The sequence below is a fragment of the Actinoplanes sp. L3-i22 genome (assembly GCF_019704555.1).
In the GTDB taxonomy this organism is placed as follows: domain Bacteria; phylum Actinomycetota; class Actinomycetes; order Mycobacteriales; family Micromonosporaceae; genus Actinoplanes.
The window spans coordinates 10,288,094-10,303,653 of record NZ_AP024745.1; the positions used below are offsets into that span (position 1 = coordinate 10,288,094).

Annotated in this window: 12 protein-coding genes; 1 reads left to right on the forward strand and 11 read right to left on the reverse strand. The window is 73.3% G+C overall.

Annotated elements, in window-relative coordinates; all coding sequences use genetic code 11:
* Positions 1-88: 88 nt before the first annotated feature.
* Positions 89-1,606, forward strand: coding sequence for a cellulase family glycosylhydrolase (locus L3i22_RS45590; protein ID WP_221323644.1), 1,518 nt, complete (start codon positions 89-91; stop codon positions 1,604-1,606).
* Here the strand turns inward: L3i22_RS45590 and L3i22_RS45595 are convergent.
* The 11 genes from L3i22_RS45595 to L3i22_RS45645 form a co-directional block, all read right to left on the reverse strand.
* Positions 1,546-2,742 carry a glycosyltransferase gene (locus tag L3i22_RS45595; RefSeq protein WP_221323645.1) on the reverse strand — a complete coding sequence of 399 codons (1,197 nt, stop codon included), beginning with the start codon at positions 2,740-2,742 and terminating at the stop codon, positions 1,546-1,548. The genes L3i22_RS45590 and L3i22_RS45595 overlap by 61 nt on opposite strands.
* On the reverse strand, positions 2,720-3,958 hold the full coding sequence (locus L3i22_RS45600; RefSeq protein WP_221323646.1) for a glycosyltransferase family 4 protein: 1,239 nt from the start codon (positions 3,956-3,958) through the stop codon (positions 2,720-2,722). Before L3i22_RS45600 ends, L3i22_RS45595 begins: the two co-directional genes overlap by 23 nt.
* On the reverse strand, positions 3,955-5,241 hold the full coding sequence (locus L3i22_RS45605) for a lipopolysaccharide biosynthesis protein (protein ID WP_221323647.1): 1,287 nt from the start codon (positions 5,239-5,241) through the stop codon (positions 3,955-3,957). The genes L3i22_RS45600 and L3i22_RS45605 overlap by 4 nt, the downstream gene beginning before the upstream one ends.
* A complete protein-coding gene (locus tag L3i22_RS45610; protein WP_221323648.1) occupies positions 5,235-6,119 on the reverse strand; it encodes a hypothetical protein in 885 nt (294 codons plus the stop codon). The genes L3i22_RS45605 and L3i22_RS45610 overlap by 7 nt, the downstream gene beginning before the upstream one ends.
* Positions 6,119-8,071: a hypothetical protein gene (locus tag L3i22_RS45615; RefSeq protein ID WP_221323649.1), complete on the reverse strand. Its 1,953-nt coding sequence runs from the start codon at positions 8,069-8,071 to the stop codon at positions 6,119-6,121. Before L3i22_RS45615 ends, L3i22_RS45610 begins: the two co-directional genes overlap by 1 nt.
* Positions 8,068-9,177, reverse strand: coding sequence for a glycosyltransferase family 4 protein (locus L3i22_RS45620; RefSeq protein ID WP_221323650.1), 1,110 nt, complete (start codon positions 9,175-9,177; stop codon positions 8,068-8,070). The genes L3i22_RS45615 and L3i22_RS45620 overlap by 4 nt, the downstream gene beginning before the upstream one ends.
* Complete coding sequence (locus tag L3i22_RS45625) at positions 9,174-9,989, reverse strand: glycosyltransferase family 2 protein (RefSeq protein ID WP_255657644.1); 816 nt, start codon at positions 9,987-9,989, stop codon at positions 9,174-9,176. Before L3i22_RS45625 ends, L3i22_RS45620 begins: the two co-directional genes overlap by 4 nt.
* Before the next feature lie 147 nt (positions 9,990-10,136).
* Positions 10,137-10,913 (reverse strand): L-type lectin-domain containing protein, encoded by a 777-nt coding sequence (locus L3i22_RS45630; RefSeq protein WP_221323652.1) that lies wholly within the window; start codon positions 10,911-10,913, stop codon positions 10,137-10,139.
* 84 nt (positions 10,914-10,997) lie between these two features.
* Positions 10,998-12,107 (reverse strand): aromatic ring-hydroxylating dioxygenase subunit alpha, encoded by a 1,110-nt coding sequence (locus L3i22_RS45635; protein WP_221323653.1) that lies wholly within the window; start codon positions 12,105-12,107, stop codon positions 10,998-11,000.
* The gene (gene solA / locus L3i22_RS45640; protein WP_221323654.1) at positions 12,104-13,240 is read right to left on the reverse strand and encodes an N-methyl-L-tryptophan oxidase; all 1,137 of its coding nucleotides are present in this window, start codon (positions 13,238-13,240) and stop codon (positions 12,104-12,106) included. The genes L3i22_RS45635 and solA overlap by 4 nt, the downstream gene beginning before the upstream one ends.
* A gap of 1 nt (position 13,241) precedes the next feature.
* A complete protein-coding gene (locus L3i22_RS45645) occupies positions 13,242-15,560 on the reverse strand; it encodes an FAD-dependent oxidoreductase (protein ID WP_221323655.1) in 2,319 nt (772 codons plus the stop codon).

Consider the following 15,560-nt stretch of genomic DNA (forward strand, 5'->3'; position numbering starts at 1 on the left):
CGCACTGCATCGACGGTTGCCTGATGGCAACGTGCCATCGGCCGAATGGAGGGGTCACCGAAAAGCAACTGCCGCAAAGGGCCCCCGAATGTCTCTCGCCGGTCGTCGTGCCGCCATCCTTGCCTCCTCACTTCTTCTTTCGCTCCTCGCGCAGAGCGGTGCCGCCTCCGCGGCGAAGAAGCCCGTGCCGGCGCCGGCGAAGAAGCCCAGCACCGCGACCACGGTGAAGAAGGCGGCCGTGCCCACCCTGGCCGGCCGGCTGGCCGCCGTGCAGGCGGCCAAGACGATCAACTACTACCCGTCGAACGCGGGCTGGTCGGCGATGTGGACCAACTTCGACGCCGCGAAGATCGAGGCGGACCTGACCAAGGCGAAGGCCCTGGGCGCCGACAACGTACGGGTGATCATCTTCCCGACGGCGTTCGGCTATCCGGCGCCGAAGGCCGACTACGCCGCGAAGCTGGCCAAGTTCGTCAGCATCGCGGACGGCGAGGGCCTGACCGTGAAGCTGACCCTGTTCGACTGGTGGGAGGGTTACACCGACACGGCCGGCAGCGCGGCGTGGGCGAAGGCGGTGCTGGCGCCGTACGCGGCCGACCCGCGGGTGCTCTCGGTCGAGGTGCAGAACGAGTTCGATCCGACCGACGCCCGCGCGGTCACCTGGGTCAAGAAGATCATCCCGGCGCTCCGGGCGGCCGTCCCGGCGATGCCGCTGACCCTGTCGGTCTCCGGCACCACCGGCCCGAACGGGCTGGCGCAGATCCGTACCGCGCTGTCCGCCACCCCGGTCGACTACCTGGACTTCCACTTCTACGGCAACTCGGAGCGGGCGCTCGCCGAGATCCGCAAGGCGCAGACCGCGGCCGGCTCCTACCCGATCGTGATCGGCGAGACCGGCCTGAGCACGGCGTCCGGCAGCGAGGGCAACCAGGCCGCGTACCTGGCCCGGGTGTTCGCCGCGGCGAAGGTCGCCGGGGTCGGCTCGGTCGCCCCGTGGACGCTGTCCGACTTCAGCACCGGCGCGATCCCGGCCAACTCGGCGGTCTCCCGGATCCCGGCGCAGTACAAGTTCGGCCTGTACCGGGCGGACGGTTCGGCGAAGGCCGCGGTCGCCGTGGTGAAGACGTACTGGGCCGGCCAGACTCCCGCGAACAGCGTGCTGGACCTGGGCTTCGAGGGCTCCACGAGTAACTCGCCGTGGGGGCCCTACCTGGCCGACGAGGGCGCCGCCGAGCGGGTCACCGGCATGGCCCGCACCGGCGCCGGCTCGATCCGGTTCAACGGCACGAGCCGGACCGACACCGGTCTGCCGTCGCTGCGGACCTCCCCGGTCACCCCGGTGCAGCCGGGCTACCGCTGGCACGCCGAGGCGTGGGCCAAGGGCCAGAACCTGACCGGCACCACCGAGATCGCGCTGAGCTGGTTCGACGCCAACGACAAGTGGCTGGGCCAGAGTCAGTCGAAGCCGCTGCCGACCGGCACCACCGGCTGGACGAAGCTGACCGTGGACGCGACCGCCCCGGCGGGGGCGGCCAGCGTCCAGCTTCACCTCAAGTCGGGCGACAACAAGGGCACCGCCTGGTTCGACGACGTGGCGGTGTCCTGACCGACGCCGATCCGCTCGAACAGGCGGGCGTAGGCGTCCGTCGTCCGGCCCCAGGAGGACGGATCCGCGTGCCGCCGACCGACCAGGCCGGCGGCATGGGTGATGCCGGCGGCGAGTTCGGCGGGCTCGCCGGCCGGGACGAAGACCGTTCCGGGGTACGGCCCGGCCGCCTCGACCAGGCCGCCGACCGAGGTGACCACCACCGGCAGGCCGTGGCTCATCGCGATGTGCAGCGGGCCGCTGGCCGAACTGCGGCGGTAGGGCAGCACCACCGCGTCGGCGGCCGCGAAGTACTCGTTGACCTCGGTGTCCGGCACGTACCGGTTGACGAAGGTGATCCGGTCCCGGGCCGACGACGCGGCGATCAGCTCGCCCGGCCGGGTCCACCCCTCCCAGGTCTCGCCGACCACGGTCAGGCGGTAGGACGGGTCCAGCGTCGCGAAGGCTTCGATCAGATCTTCGAGGCCCTTGTACGGCCGGATCGTCCCGAAGTACAGCAGCCGGGTCACGCCGTCCGCGCCGGGCGCGCGCTCGACCGGCGCGGCGTGGTGGTCGAACGGCCCGTGCAGCGCGATCTCGGCCGGCACCCCGCCCAGGTCGTACGCCGAGGCCAGCGCGTCCCGGTCGTACGCCGAGTGCACGACCACCCCGGACGTCCGCCGCAGCAGCGGCCGGATCGCCCCGCGGACGTACCGCGCCGCCCACCGGTGCCGCAGCTCCCCGGTGTCCTGGACCTCGTGGAACTCGATCACCACCCGGATCCCGAGCCGCCGGGCCGCGATCGCCAGCACCAGGTACGAGTGCAGCACCGCCCCGGTCCACCACTGCAGCACCAGCACGTCCGGCCGCTGGGACCGCAGGAACGCCACGGCCCGCGCCAGGCTCGGCGCCGCCCACCAGTCCACGCCGTCGAAGACCGGGATGTCGTCGTCGTACCGCAGGTCGCTGAGCTGCTGCCCGACCCGGTCCCGGCCGGGGTAGAGGCGGGCCGGCAGCAGCCGCCGCATCAGGATCGCGCTCACGTCGAAGCGCTCCTGCAGCGCGTTGCTCAACCGGCAGGTGTAGTAGCTGATCCCGGAGAGGAAGTGCCAGCCGGAGCCGACCACCACGACCCTAGGACGCTGCGATGCACGCACGGTAGACCTCCTCGATCTGCGGGACGACGCGCGCGGCGGTGAAGTCCAGCCCGCGGCGGTGGCCGCCGGCGCGCAGCCGGGCGGCGAGGTCGTGGTCGGTGAGCACCCGCAGCAGCGCGGCGTGCAGCGCGGGCACGTCGCCGGGCGGCACGAGCAGGCCGCTCTCGCCGTCGGTGACCACGTCGGTGAGCCCGCCGGCGGCCGAGGCGACCAGCGGCGCGCCGCCCAGCATCGCCTCGACCGCGACCTGGCCCATGCCCTCGTTCAGCGACGGGACCACGCCGGCCACCGCGCCGTGCCAGGCGGCCATCACCTGGGCGTGCGGCACGTCGTGGCGGATCAGCGTGCCCTGCGGCGGGGCCGGGGTGTCGTCCCGGCGGGTGCCGAGGCAGACCAGTTTCGGAGCCGGGCCGGGGCCGGGCCAGCCGTCGACGAGTTTCCGGAACGCGTCGAACAGCACCCCGATCCCCTTGTGCGGCCCGAGCGCGCCGACGAAGAGCAGGTAGTCGCCCTCGGGCAGCCAGTCCGGCCGGGGCTCGGCGCGGGCCAGCGTGTCCAGGCCGTCCGGGACCAGGCTGGAGAGCACCTTGACGGGCAGGTCGCCGGGCAGGTTCGCCTGGGTCAGGGCGCGGGCCACCGAGGTGGAGATCGCGGTGAGCGCGTCGATGCCGCGGTGCCGGTGCGCGTGCAGGCCGGCCGTCAGGGCCAGCGAGCGGGGGCCGCCGTACTGGACGGAGGCGCAGCTCACGCAGCGGGCCAGGCTCGGGCCGGGGCACGGCCGGCCGTTGCGGGAGAAGGTCTTGCGGACACAGGTCAGCCCGAAGTCGTGCGCGGTGTGCACGTGCGGGCGGCCGAACCGGGCCCGGCGCAGCGGCAGGTAGCTGTACATCAGCCAGTCGTGGCTGTGCACCACGTCGTAGTGCTCGGCGCGCAGCAGCCGGGCGATGTCGGTGCTGGTCAGCGGGTCCGGCACGGTCGGGTGGAAGGGCTTGCCCGGGTCCTGGTTGAGCCCCGGGACCAGGGTGTTCGCGATGCTCCGGACGCGGTGCACGCGCACCCCGCCGAGCGTCTCGTGGCCCGGCGCGGCCGGGGTCGCGAGGGTGAGCACGGTGACCTCGTGCCCGCGCCGGACCAGCTCCGCGCTGCTGGTCGCGATGCTGCGCTCGAGTCCGCCGATGACCGGGGCGTACAGGTTGGACAGGTGCAGGATCTTCATAGGACGGTGGCCTTCTGCCGGGCGGAAAGTGCGAGGGCGACCGCGCCGACCAGCAGCGCGGACGCGGTCTGGCCGGCCAGCCAGGCGACCCCGGCGCCGGTCACCCCGGCCCCGGGCAGCAGCAGCCAGGTGAGCGACAGGCAGGTGAGCGCGCGGACCCCGTTGAGCCGCCGGCAGAGCCGGAACTCGCCGTGGGACCGCCAGTGCGCCACCGCCAGGTTGGTGATCGCGTCCGGGATCGCGGCCAGCACCAGGATCTTCAGGAGCGTGCCGCCCTCGACGGCGTAGGCCGTGCTGAACAGCGCCAGGATCCGGTCGCCCGCGGTCAGCAGCAGCGCGGCCGGGATGCCGACCATCGCCAGCACGACGACCGCCGCGCGGCGCAGGCCGACCCGGGCCGCGTTGGTGCGTTCCGCGTAGAGCGCCGAGGCGACCGCCGGGGAGACCATGAAGAGCATCGACGCGGTCATCCAGGCCAGGTAGAAGTGCGCGGTGGCGCCCGCGCCGAGCCGCGCGGTGACCAGCACCGGCAGCAGCGCGGCCGGGCCGGCCTGGGTCAGGTTGATCAGGTGGTGCCCGGTCAGCGCGGCCCGCAGGTGCGGCAGCTCCGCGGCCAGGCTCCGGAGCCGGAGACCGAGCCGCAGCCGGGCGCCGGGCCGCAGCCGGGCCGGCCCGATGACCACGGTCGCGGCGCTGACCAGGAGCGTCGGCAGGGTCCAGGAGACGACGACCGCGCCGGCCGAGTGGGCCCCCGCGCCGAGAATCGCGGCGAGGGCGCCGATCTTCCCGGCGGCCAGGAGCAGATTGCGTACGAACATGCCGTGCCCCGCCCGATGCGCCACGTACACGTTGTCGAGCAGCGTGCTGGCGGTGATCGCGGTCGCGGCGCAGACCAGCGCGACCGCGGCGGCGGGGCCGCGCAGGAAGTCGAAGTTCGCCGCCACCATCGGGACCAGCACCGCCCCGGCGGCCGCGGTCGCCGCGGTGACCGCCCCGCCGGCGAGCAGTCCGCCGCCGACGATCCGGGACCAGGCGTCCGGGGCGCTGCCGGGCAGCCGCTGGATGAACATGTGCCCGGCGCCCAGGTTCGCGATCATGCTGATCGCGGTGGCCGCCGAGATCAGCGCGGTGGCCGTGCCGACCTGCGGGGGCGCGACCGCGCGGGCGGCGAGCATCCAGTAGACGTAGCCGAGGCCGCCGTTGACCACCGTGGTCGCCATGATCAGCAAGCTGTTGCGGGCCAGCGAGTCGTTCAGCACCCGCCGGGTCGCGGCGATCAGCACGCGGGCCGCCCCCGGGCCGGCGCGGTCCGGCCGGTCGCGGCCTTCGCGTAGAAGACCGTGCTCGCGCCACCCACGCTGATCCCGACCGGGCGCAGGCAGCCGTCCGCCGGCAGGGCCGGGACGCGGACGCTGAGCGCGTAGACCTTGCCGGTCCCCACGGTCACCGGCCGGCTCGCGACGACCGCGCTGCCGACCCGCAGCCGCAGCATCTGGGTGGTGGTCGGCAGCCCGGAGCTGGTGATCCGGACCGGGACGGCCAGGCCGCGGGCCGGCACGGTGACCGGACGGGTGATCCCCGCGGCCCAGCCGTTCAGCGCCACGGTCAGGTAACCGGGCAGGCCCGGGTGCCGGCCGCGCTCCACGGCACGGATCGCGACCCCGCCGACGACCAGGGACAACAAGATCGGAATCAAGATCGAGGCGACGGTACGGGCGGTGGCCGGTATCCGGGCGCCACCCGTTCCAAGGGCCGTCCCGGCGCGGCGCTGGGCCGGCACGCCGGGTTCGTCGCCGTCCTCGTCCCGCTCCCCGCGCCGGCTGAAGTAGAGCCGGAGCAGCCCGGCCGCGCCGAGCACGGTGGCCAGCAGCGCGGTCCCGGCGATCAGCGGGATCGGCGCGACCCCAGCCCCGAGCGGGTGCAGCAGCAGCGCCACGGTCGGCAGGGTGAGCAGGCCGGCGAGCACCGTCAGGCCGGCCTTGACGGCCGGGATGCCGGACTCGGCCGGCCGGCCGGTGACCGCGCGCACCCAGAGCTCGCCGACCGCGAGCAGGGCGAGCAGGCAGGCCGGCAGCAGCACCGGCCAGGGCAGGCCGGCGGCCGGGAGCAGGACCGAGAGACTTGCGTACGCCGTGACGAGCGGCCGGAGGATCGTCCTCATCATCGCGTTCCCTCGTGGACCGGGTGCGCCAGGCTGCCGAAGTCGAAGCGGTAGATCGCCAGGTGCGGTCCGTCGTAGACCTTGATCAGCCAGGGCATGGCGTCGAACTTGGTGAGCTGCGCCCGGTCGAACGCGGGCACGCCGTCGTGCCGGAGCGGTTCGTTCGTCTCGAAGTAGATGTTGATGTCCGGCACCTGCTCGGCCATCCGCCGGTCCACCACGAGGAACTCGAAGCGCCAGTCGCGGAGCTGGGCGAGCAGCGCCGGCGAGATCGGCCGGCCGGGCTGGGCGCGGTACAGGTCGTACGCCGGGAAGCTCTCCGACCCGGTGGTCGGCTGCTGCTCGCCGTAGGAGCCGAGGATCAGCCCGGAGTAGCGGTCGGCCACCAGCCGGATCCCGCGGCCCTGGGTGTCCAGCAGCCAGTGCGCGGCGGCCAGCACCTCCGGCGTGGCGGCCCGGGTGTCCGAGCCGTAGACCGGCGGCCCGGGAAACCGGTAGGACGGGTTCATCCCGGCCGCGTTGTTGCCGACCAGCAGCACCGCGCAGGTCGCGGCGACGCCGGCCCCGGCGACGACCGGCCCGGCCGCCACGAGCCGGGACGGCAGTCGCCGGGCCCGGTCCAGCAGCGCCACCACCACCGGGGCGGCCGCGATCGCCAGGCCCAGGTAGCTGAACGCCCAGGAGCGGCGCGCGCCCTCGGCCCCGGCCGGGGTCAGGATCAGCAGCGTGGCCGGGAAGTAGAGCGCCCCGAGCAGCAGCATCGCGGTGGTGCCGGCGTGCGTGACCGGCTCGTCGGTGTAGCGGCGGCGCCACCACAGGACGGTCGCGGCGACCATCGCGAGCAGCGCGACGGCCGGCGCGAGGTACGCCGCGTCCTGCTCCCACCAGGGCAGCACCGACTTGCTGAACAGCTCCCGGCCGCCCTCCTCGCCGCCGGCCAGCCCGCTGATCTGGTCCAGCGCCCGGCCCAGGTACGGGTCCAGGTAGCTGCCGGTGCGCGGGGCGACCAGCCCGAGCCAGACGGCCACGATCAGCGCGGTGCCCGAGGTCAGCGCCCAGGCCGCCCGGGCCGGCGTGATCAGCTCCCGGGCGGCGATCGAGTGGATCGTGCAGACCAGCGCGAGCAGGCCGATCACGCCGGTCATCCAGAGCGCGGTGAGGTGGTGCGTGGCGGTGGTCGCGGCGCACAGCAGCAGGGTGAGCGCGGACCAGCCGAGCCGGGCCGGCACGGTGGTGGCGCGCAGCGCGCGGATCGCGGCGGCGAGCGCCCACACCAGGATGCCGATCGCCATCGACTCGTACCCGAGTTGGGTGTCGAAGAACAGGAACGAGCTGTTCAGGCTGTAGAGGAGCGCGGCCGCCGCGGCGATCCGCGGGTCCGGCCGCAGCTGCCCGGCGAGCACCGCCACCCCGAGGGTGAGCAGCACGTGCGCGGTGGTCAGCACGAACAGGGCGGACTGCCAGATGCTCAGCCCGGTGAGCGTGGCCAGCGACGCGACGCAGGCGTGCAGGCCGGGGTAGTCGCCGATGACCCGGACGATCGGGTTCATCTCGAAGAGCCGGCCGTCCAGGAGGATGTTGTGGCTCTGGCCCCAGTGCGCGTACTCGTCGTGGTAGAGCGGGCCGCTCGGGTGACGCAGCAGTTTCGGCAGGTAGGTGAAGGCGCCGTAGCCGATCAGCACGGCCAGCCGGAGCCGGGCCGAGGTGCCCCGGCGCAGCGCCCAGTACCCGGCGGTCAGCGTGAACAGCAGCATCCCGGCCCAGAACCAGCCGAACTGCCCGCTCTCGCCCCACTCGGCCCGCCGGTACGCGATCACGATCGCCGCCGCCCCGGCCGCCCCGGCGACGGTCAGCGTCGACGCGCACCAGGCGGCCTCGGCGACCCGGGCGCGGGGGCCGCCGCGCCGCGACCCGGTGAGTCCCGGCGCCGGCCGGGCGGTGACCGCGCTCACCGGCCTCCTGCTCCCGCGCCGGTGCTCGGCACCGGCATCCCGGTCAGCTCCGAGTACACCTGCCGGGTCGCGGTGACCACGTCGGCCCAGGTGGGCAGCGGTGCCGCGGTGGCCGACCGGCCGGCCGCGACGGCGTCCCGCAGCGCCCCGGCCAGGGCCGCCACGTCCTCCGGGTCGGTCATCCGCACCCAGGCCGCGGGGCCGGCCAGCGCGGCCAGCTCCTGGTGCGCCGGGATCGGCGCGGCGACGGTGGGGATGCCGGCGGCGAGCGCGTCGGCGACGGTCATCCCGAACGCCTCGTGCGCCGAGGCGGAGACCGCGGCGGATGCCCGGGCCAGGCAGCCGGCGAACGCCGCGTCGTCGAGCCGGCCGTGGAAGACCACCCGGCCGGCCACCCCGAGGCGACCGGCGAGCTGCTTGAGCGAGCCGGCCGCCGGGCCGTCGCCGACCACGTCGAGCCGGTACGCCGGCCCGAGCGGCCCCATCGCCCGGATCACCCGGTCGACCCGTTTGTAGTGCTCGAGCCGGCCGGCGCAGAGGATCCCGCGCACCCCGGGCCGGTGACCGGGCACCACCGGGCGCGGATCGGTCCCGTTCGGGATCACCACCACCCGGCCGTGCGCCTCCGGGAAGTCCCGCAGCACCAGGTCACGCTCGGCCCCGGTGACACAGACGATCCGCCCGGCCCGGCTCATGATCCGCCGTCCGAACGGCCGGTACGCCGGGTGTAATGCCGCCCGAAGCCGGGTATGCCCGGTTCCGTGGTAGTGCGGGGTGAAAACCAGCGGTGTCGGGTGCCGGACCAGCGCCGCGCCCAGCGACACCAGCGCGTGATAGCTGTGGGTGTGCAGGACGTCGTACTCCACGGCGTGGTCGCGCACCCAGCGCCAGAGCGGCAGCGAGACCCGGTAGTTGCGGGCCGGCACGGTCAGCGGGAAGCGCCGGACCAGCACGCCGTCCACCGTCTCGGTGGGCCGGACGGCGTGCTGGGTGAGCACCTCGACGTCGTCGCCGGCCGCGAGCAGCCCGGCGACCAGGCGCCGGACGTGCGTCTCCACCCCGCCGACGTCGGGGTGGTAAGCGTTCGAGACGACGCCGATCCTCATCGTGCGGACCGCCCGGCGACCTGCCGGGACCCGCGCCGCAGACCCCGCGGCCACTCCCGGCCGATGGTGCGCAGCACCCGGATGCCGTCGGTGAACGCGTTCAGGTTGCTGACCCCGTGGATCCGGTTGTGCTCGAAGCTGGACACCTCCTCGATGGCCAGGCGGGCGCGGGCGGCACGCAGGTTCAGCAGCGTCTCGATCTCGAAGCCGTCACCCCACAGCCGCCCGTCCCCGCCGGCCGGCGCGGGCGAGGTGCTGTCCAGGTCGAAGACCTCCAGATGACACGACCAGAACGCGTTGTATCCGTAGCAGAGGTCGCTGTACGTCGTACCGAAAAGGATGTTGACCAGGACGCTGAGCATCTTGTTGCCGGCCCGGCGCAGCCGGGTGATGTCGGCGCTGCCGCCGCCGGCCCGGAACCGCGAGCCCTTGGCGAAGTCGGCGCCGGCGCGCAGCGCCGCGACGAAGCTGGGGATCTCGCCCGGGTCGGTCGACCCGTCGGCGTCGATCATCACGATGATGTCGCCGGTACACGCGGCGAAACCGCAGGCCAGGGCGTTGCCCTTGCCCTTGCGGTTCTGGGTGACGACCCGGATGTCCGGGCGCAGCCGCTTCGCGACCGCCACGGTGTCGTCGGTGGAGCCCCCGTCGACCAGGATTACCTCGTCGACCTGCGGCAGGCGGGCGAAGACGTGCGGGAGGTTGCGGGCCTCGTTGAGCGCCGGTACGACGACACTCACGATCGGCTCCGGCTCGGGCAGAACCGGCGGTTCGACAGTGGTCTGTTCGTTGCCGGTATCGGTGGGGAGCACACGGTCGACCGTGGGCATGGATGTCTCCGATCGAACAGGGTGGAGGCGGCCTCGGCGGGCCGGGCGCATGGGTGCGGGTCGCGAGAGTCCGGGCAGGCGCCCGGGGAAGGGCAGCCGGCGCCGCGGAGGACGGCGCCGGCGGAGCTGTCACGCCTTCGGCGCGTCGACCGTCCAGTCGTAGACGTCCTGGTGGGAGACCCGGTCGCCGGTCGCGCCGGTGAAGCCGACCCAGCCGTCGCGGAGGCCGGCCCAGCGCGCGACGTCGACCTTCTCGTCGAGCATCAGCTTCTCCCGGGCGTTCCGGTACAGCCCGCGGACGTAGACGCGCAGGCGGTTGCCGTCGGCGTCGTACCGGATCCGGGCCTGGAACGGCTTGCCGTAGAGCGGGATCGACGCGGTCGCGGTCTTGTGGTGCCGGTCCGGGTTGCCGCCGAGGACCACGGCCAGGTGGTTGCTGTTCGGGTCGGGCGAGTTCTGGTACGTGTCGAACTCGACCGCCACGCTCCGGCGGAGGCCGCGGTAGCCGAGGCCACCGCCCCAGCCGCCCAGCGCGCGCGGGCCGTGCCCCTGGGCCAGGAACGCGATGCCGTCCCCACCGGGCCGGTTGTGGTGCAGGAACGCCTTGAACGACGTCTCGAACGAGCGGTCCAGGTCGACCCGCTCGGTGGACCAGGCCGACCCGATCTGCTTGTAGCCGCCGGTGGTCAGCTGGATGACCCGCTTGCCGGTGCTGGTCCGGGTGATCATCGAGGCGGTGCCGTTGAGCTCGAGGTTGTCCCCGCGCCCGTCGGTGATCGGGTGGCTGTCGCGCGGGGCGCGGGGCGCGGCCACCGCGCCGGCGGACGGGGCCGACGTGAGGAGAGACAGCACAGCGGTGGCCAGCAGGCCACCGCGCGCCAGTCTCGTGGTACGGGAGAGTCGCACGACATGCTCCATTTCAGTCGATTTGCCCGACTAAGACCTGGCCAAAGCTAGGACAGTCTTCGGAGCCGCGTGAGCGAGTTGTGGTTATTTCTTCCCTTCGAGACGATCCCGGATCCACTGGTGGAAACCCGCGATATGGTGCTCGCTCGGGACCAGCACTCCGCCGTTCGCGTACGCCCGTGACGACATTCCGGGTTGGCAGCGCTCGCAGGCGTCGAAATCCTGGCGATTCACCCGATCGAAGAGCTCCACCGACGGATCCAGGTCGGCGTCGGAGTCGATCACGTCCGGGCGGAACAGCCAGTCGCACTCCACGATCGTGCGATCGGCGGCCAGCGGGTACATCCGGTGCAGGATCGCGTGGTCCGGCACCAGGTTGACGAAGACCTGCGGGCGGATCGTGATCGCGTAGTAGCGCCGGTCCTGCTCCGGGGCGATCGTCTCGATCGCGGCCTGGCCGGCGCTGCCGTCCACGGTGAAACCGTCGACGCCCGGGCCGAACTCGGCGCCGTGACCGACGTAGTACTGCGCGGCGTACCCGCCGGCGAACTCCGGGAGCACGTGCACCAGCTCGGGATGGATCGTCGAGCAGTGGTAGCACTCCATGAAGTTCTCGATGATCAGCTTCCAGTTGGCCCGGACGTCGTACCGGATCCGGCGGCCCACCCGCAGCTGGTCCAGCTGGTAGCGGTCGATGGCGGCGAGGTCGCCGAGGCGCTCGACGCACGCGCCCATCACCTCGTCCTCGAACGACGGCGCCCGCTCCGCCAGGCAGACCCAGACGTAGCCGAGCCACTCCCGGACGTGCACCCTGGTCAGGCCGTACTCGACCCGGTCCACGTCCGGCATCTTCACCAGGTTGGGCGCGGCCACCAGCTTGCCGTCGGTGTCGTACGACCACGCGTGGTACGTGCAGCGAAAGGTGCGTTTGACCGCGCCGGACTCCTCGGCGCAGAGCTGCGCGCCGCGGTGCCGGCAGACGTTCAGGAAGGCCCGGGCGCCGCCGTCGCGACCGCGGGTGATCAGCACGCTCTCCCGGCCGACGGTGACCGTGCGGAACTGGCCGGGATTCGCCACGTCCGAGCCGCGGACCGCGCAGAACCACATCCGTTCCAGGATCCGGTCCTGCTCGGCGGCGAAGATCGCCGGGTCGGTGTAGTAATGGCCGGGCAGGGTCGGTAGCAGTGAGCTCATCTGAACCGCCGGGGATCGAAGAGGCCGATGTCGTGCCGGGTCGTGCCGGTGGTCGCCAGATCGGCGAGGATCTCCCCCACCACCGGGACGAACTTGAACCCGTGCCCGGAGAACCCGCAGCCCACGGTCACCGCGTCGTGCGCGGGATGCCGGCTGATCACGAAGTGCTCGTCCGGGGTGGTGCTGTACATGCAGGGCTCGCCGCGCAGGTGCGCGCCGGGCAGGTCGGGCAGCACCCGGCCGGCCGCCGCGGCCATCTCGGCGATCTCGGCCGCGTGCACCCCGGTGTCCAGGGTGTCCGGCGTGGTCGGGGTGCCCTTGCGGAAGAACGCGATCTTCGCCCCGCCGTCCGGGCCGTCGATCGCCGGGAAGCCGTAGACCTGCACCCCGGACTCGTCCTCCCAGATGTAGATCGGGTGCCGGTCCGGCAGGAACGCGTCCACCCCGCCGCGCGGCTGGAACCAGTGCTGCACCTGCCGCTCGATGGCGAACGGCACGCCCAGGTCGGCGAGCAGCTCGGGCGCCCACGGGCCGGGCGTGAGCACCAGGTGCCCGGCCGAGTAGACGCCGCTCGCGGTGACCACCCGGACCCCGTCGCCGGCCGGCTCCCAACTCCGCATCGGCTCGTGGAACCGCAGCTCGGCGCCGTGCCGGTCGGCCTGCTGCAGCTGCGCGAGGACGGTGCGCTCGGGGCGGACGAACCCCGCCTTCGCCTCGTAGAGCGCCACCTCGTCCGGCCGGGGCGCCGTGGTCGGGAACCGCTTGCGCAGGTCGGTCGCGTCCAGCAGCTCGTGCTCCAGCCCCCACTGCTCGGCGCTGGCCCGGGCGCCGGCCACCGTGCGGCTGTCCGGCAGGCCGGCCATGATCCCGCCGGTCAGCGTGATCACGTCCATCGCCGAGTCGGTGGCCAGCCGGTCGTAGAGGTCGTAGGCGCGCAGCAGCAGCGGCACGTACTCCGGACCCTCGAAGTACGACTGCCGGGTGATCCGGGAGCCGCCGTGGCTGGCCCCGCGGTCGTGGCCCGGCCCGTACTTCTCCAGCCCCAGCACCCGCAGGCCCCGGGCGGCCAGGTGGTGGGCGGCGGCGCTGCCCATGCCCCCGAGTCCGGCGACGATCACATCAAAGGCAGGCATGTCAGCTCCTCAACCGCTCGTGCTCGGGATCGAACAGCGGCTCGGCGGCCACCGTGGCGGCCAGCCGCCGATCGAAGTATCCGATCTCCACCTCGGTGCCGGGCACGGAAAGACCGGCCGGGAGCCAGGCGTACGCGATCGGCGCGCCGACCGTGTGCCCGAACGCCGCGCTCGTCACGTGCCCGACCGGAGCGCCGTCGGCGTAGACCGGCTCCCGCCCCATCGGCACCGCGCCGGGGTCCGCCAGCAGCAGGCAGGTGAGCCGCCGGTCCGGTTCCGGCCCGCTCGCCAGCCCCGCCTGGTACGGATCGTCCTCGCTGGTCATGTCCACGCCCCAGGACCGGTAGCCCTTCTCCAGGCGCAGGCTGTGGAACGCGGCGCGACCGGCGGCGATCACCCCGTGCCGGCGGCCGGCGCCCCAGAGCGTGTCCCACAGCTGCAGGCCGTGATCCGCCCGGGCGTAGATCTCCCAGCCGAGCTCGCCCACGTAGGAGAGCCGCAGCATGGTGACCGGAACCGTGCCGATGTGGCCCTGCCGGCACTGGAAATACCGGAACGCCGCCGGCGACACGTCGATGTCGGTGAGCGGCGCGACGACGTCCCGGGCGCGCGGTCCCCAGAGCCCGATCCCGCAGGTGCCGCCGGTGACGTCCCGGACTTGTACGCCGTCCGGGGCGTGCCGCAGCAGCCAGTCCAGGTCGAGCGGGCCATTCGCGCCGACCTGGAAACGGTCCTCGGCCAGCCGGGCCACGGTGATGTCGCTGCGGATGCCGCCGGCCGTGTCGAGCAGCAGCGTGTAGACCACACTGCCGACCTTGCGGTCGACGTTTCCGCTGGTCAGGCCCTGGAGGAAGGAGACCGGGCCGGTGACCTCCAGGCGGGTGAGCGGGGTCATGTCGTACATCGCGACCCGCTCGCGGGTGATCCGGGCCTCGGTCTCGGCGATCGGCGACCAGTGCCGGGACGACCAGTCGTCGCGCGGGATCGGGCTGGGCGGGAGTGGGTTGGTGGCGTACCAGAGGGGTCGTTCCCACCCGGTCGCCGCGGACTCGCCGAAGACCGCGCCCAACTGGGTCTGCCGGGCGAAGAACGGGCTGACCCGGACGTTGCGCACCGACGGCGGATCCAGCGGATGCACGATGTCGTAGACCTCGACAAAACTCCGAACCGACCGCTTGCGTACGTAGTCCGGCGCCAGCTGCGCCGGATCGAACCGGTTGAGGTCGCATTCGTGCAGGTCCAGCGAGGGCCGGCCGGTCACCATCCACTCCGCGACGGCCCGCGCCGCACCGGCCGAGTGGGTCACCCAGATCGCCTCGGCGGTCCAGAAGCCGGGCAGCTCCCGGGACTCGCCGAGCAGCGGGAAGCCGTCCGCGGTGAACGAGAAGACGCCGTTGAAGCCGTCGGCGATCGCCGCGTCGGCCAGGCCGGGCAGGAGCTCGGCGGCGGCCGCCCACGACTCCCGGAACGTGTCGGGGGTGAACGGCATCATCGAGGGGTGGTCGCCGCCGGGCAGGTCGGCGAGCTCCACCGGCATGGGTTCGTGCAGGTAGGAGCCGATGCCGAGGGTCTCGCCGTGGGCCCGGAAGTAGAGGTCGCGGTCCTGGTGACGGAGAATGGGGAGGTCGTCGTGGGCGCCGGCGCCGTCGGTGCGGACGTATTGGTGCGCCATCGGGAGCAACGGGATGGGCACGCCCGCCAGCTCGCCGATCCGCGGCCCCCAGAAGCCGGCGCAGCTGACCACAATCTCGGATATATAGGTTTTTTTCGTGGTCCGCACGCCCGCCACCCGGCGGCCTTCCCGCAAGATCTCGACGACCTCTTCTTCCCCGACAAATCGGGCACCGCGCGCCGTCGCCCTGGCCGCCTGCGCCTCACACGCGTCGACCGCCAGGGCCAGGCCGTCACTCGGAACATGCAGGCCGCCGAGGATCCGATCCTTGTCCGCCAGGGGAAACATCCCCGCGGTGGTGGCTGGATCGAGGATCTCCGACGGGATCCCCCACGACTGGCCGTACCCGAAACGCCGGTGCAGCTCGGCCAGCCGCTCCGGCGTCGTCGCCACCTCCAGGCTGCCGACCTGCCGGAAGCAGTCCAGCCCGACGAACTTCTCCACGGTGTACCGGGCCATCCGGGCCATGGTCCGCGACGGGTTGGTCTGGAAGACCAGGCCCGGCGCGTGCGAGCTGGACCCGCCGGTGACGAAGAGCGGCCCGCGCTCCAGCACCGTCACGTCGGTCCAGCCCCGCGCGGTCAGCTCGTCGGCGAGGGCGCAGCCGACGATGCCGGCCCCGATGATCACGACCTTCGGCCCGGCCAT

What these genes read in the sequence shown, in the direction of transcription:
- L3i22_RS45590 (WP_221323644.1), top strand. Translation starts at nt 89, where the DNA reads ATGTCTCTCGCCGGTCGTCGTGCCGCCATCCTTGCCTCCTCACTTCTT.
- L3i22_RS45600 (WP_221323646.1), bottom strand. Translation starts at nt 3,958, where the DNA reads ATGAAGATCCTGCACCTGTCCAACCTGTACGCCCCGGTCATCGGCGGA.
- L3i22_RS45610 (WP_221323648.1), bottom strand. Translation starts at nt 6,119, where the DNA reads ATGAGGACGATCCTCCGGCCGCTCGTCACGGCGTACGCAAGTCTCTCG.
- L3i22_RS45620 (WP_221323650.1), bottom strand. Translation starts at nt 9,177, where the DNA reads ATGAGGATCGGCGTCGTCTCGAACGCTTACCACCCCGACGTCGGCGGG.
- L3i22_RS45635 (WP_221323653.1), bottom strand. Translation starts at nt 12,107, where the DNA reads ATGAGCTCACTGCTACCGACCCTGCCCGGCCATTACTACACCGACCCG.
- solA (WP_221323654.1), bottom strand. Translation starts at nt 13,240, where the DNA reads ATGCCTGCCTTTGATGTGATCGTCGCCGGACTCGGGGGCATGGGCAGC.
- L3i22_RS45645 (WP_221323655.1), bottom strand. Translation starts at nt 15,560, where the DNA reads ATGGCCGGGCCGAAGGTCGTGATCATCGGGGCCGGCATCGTCGGCTGC.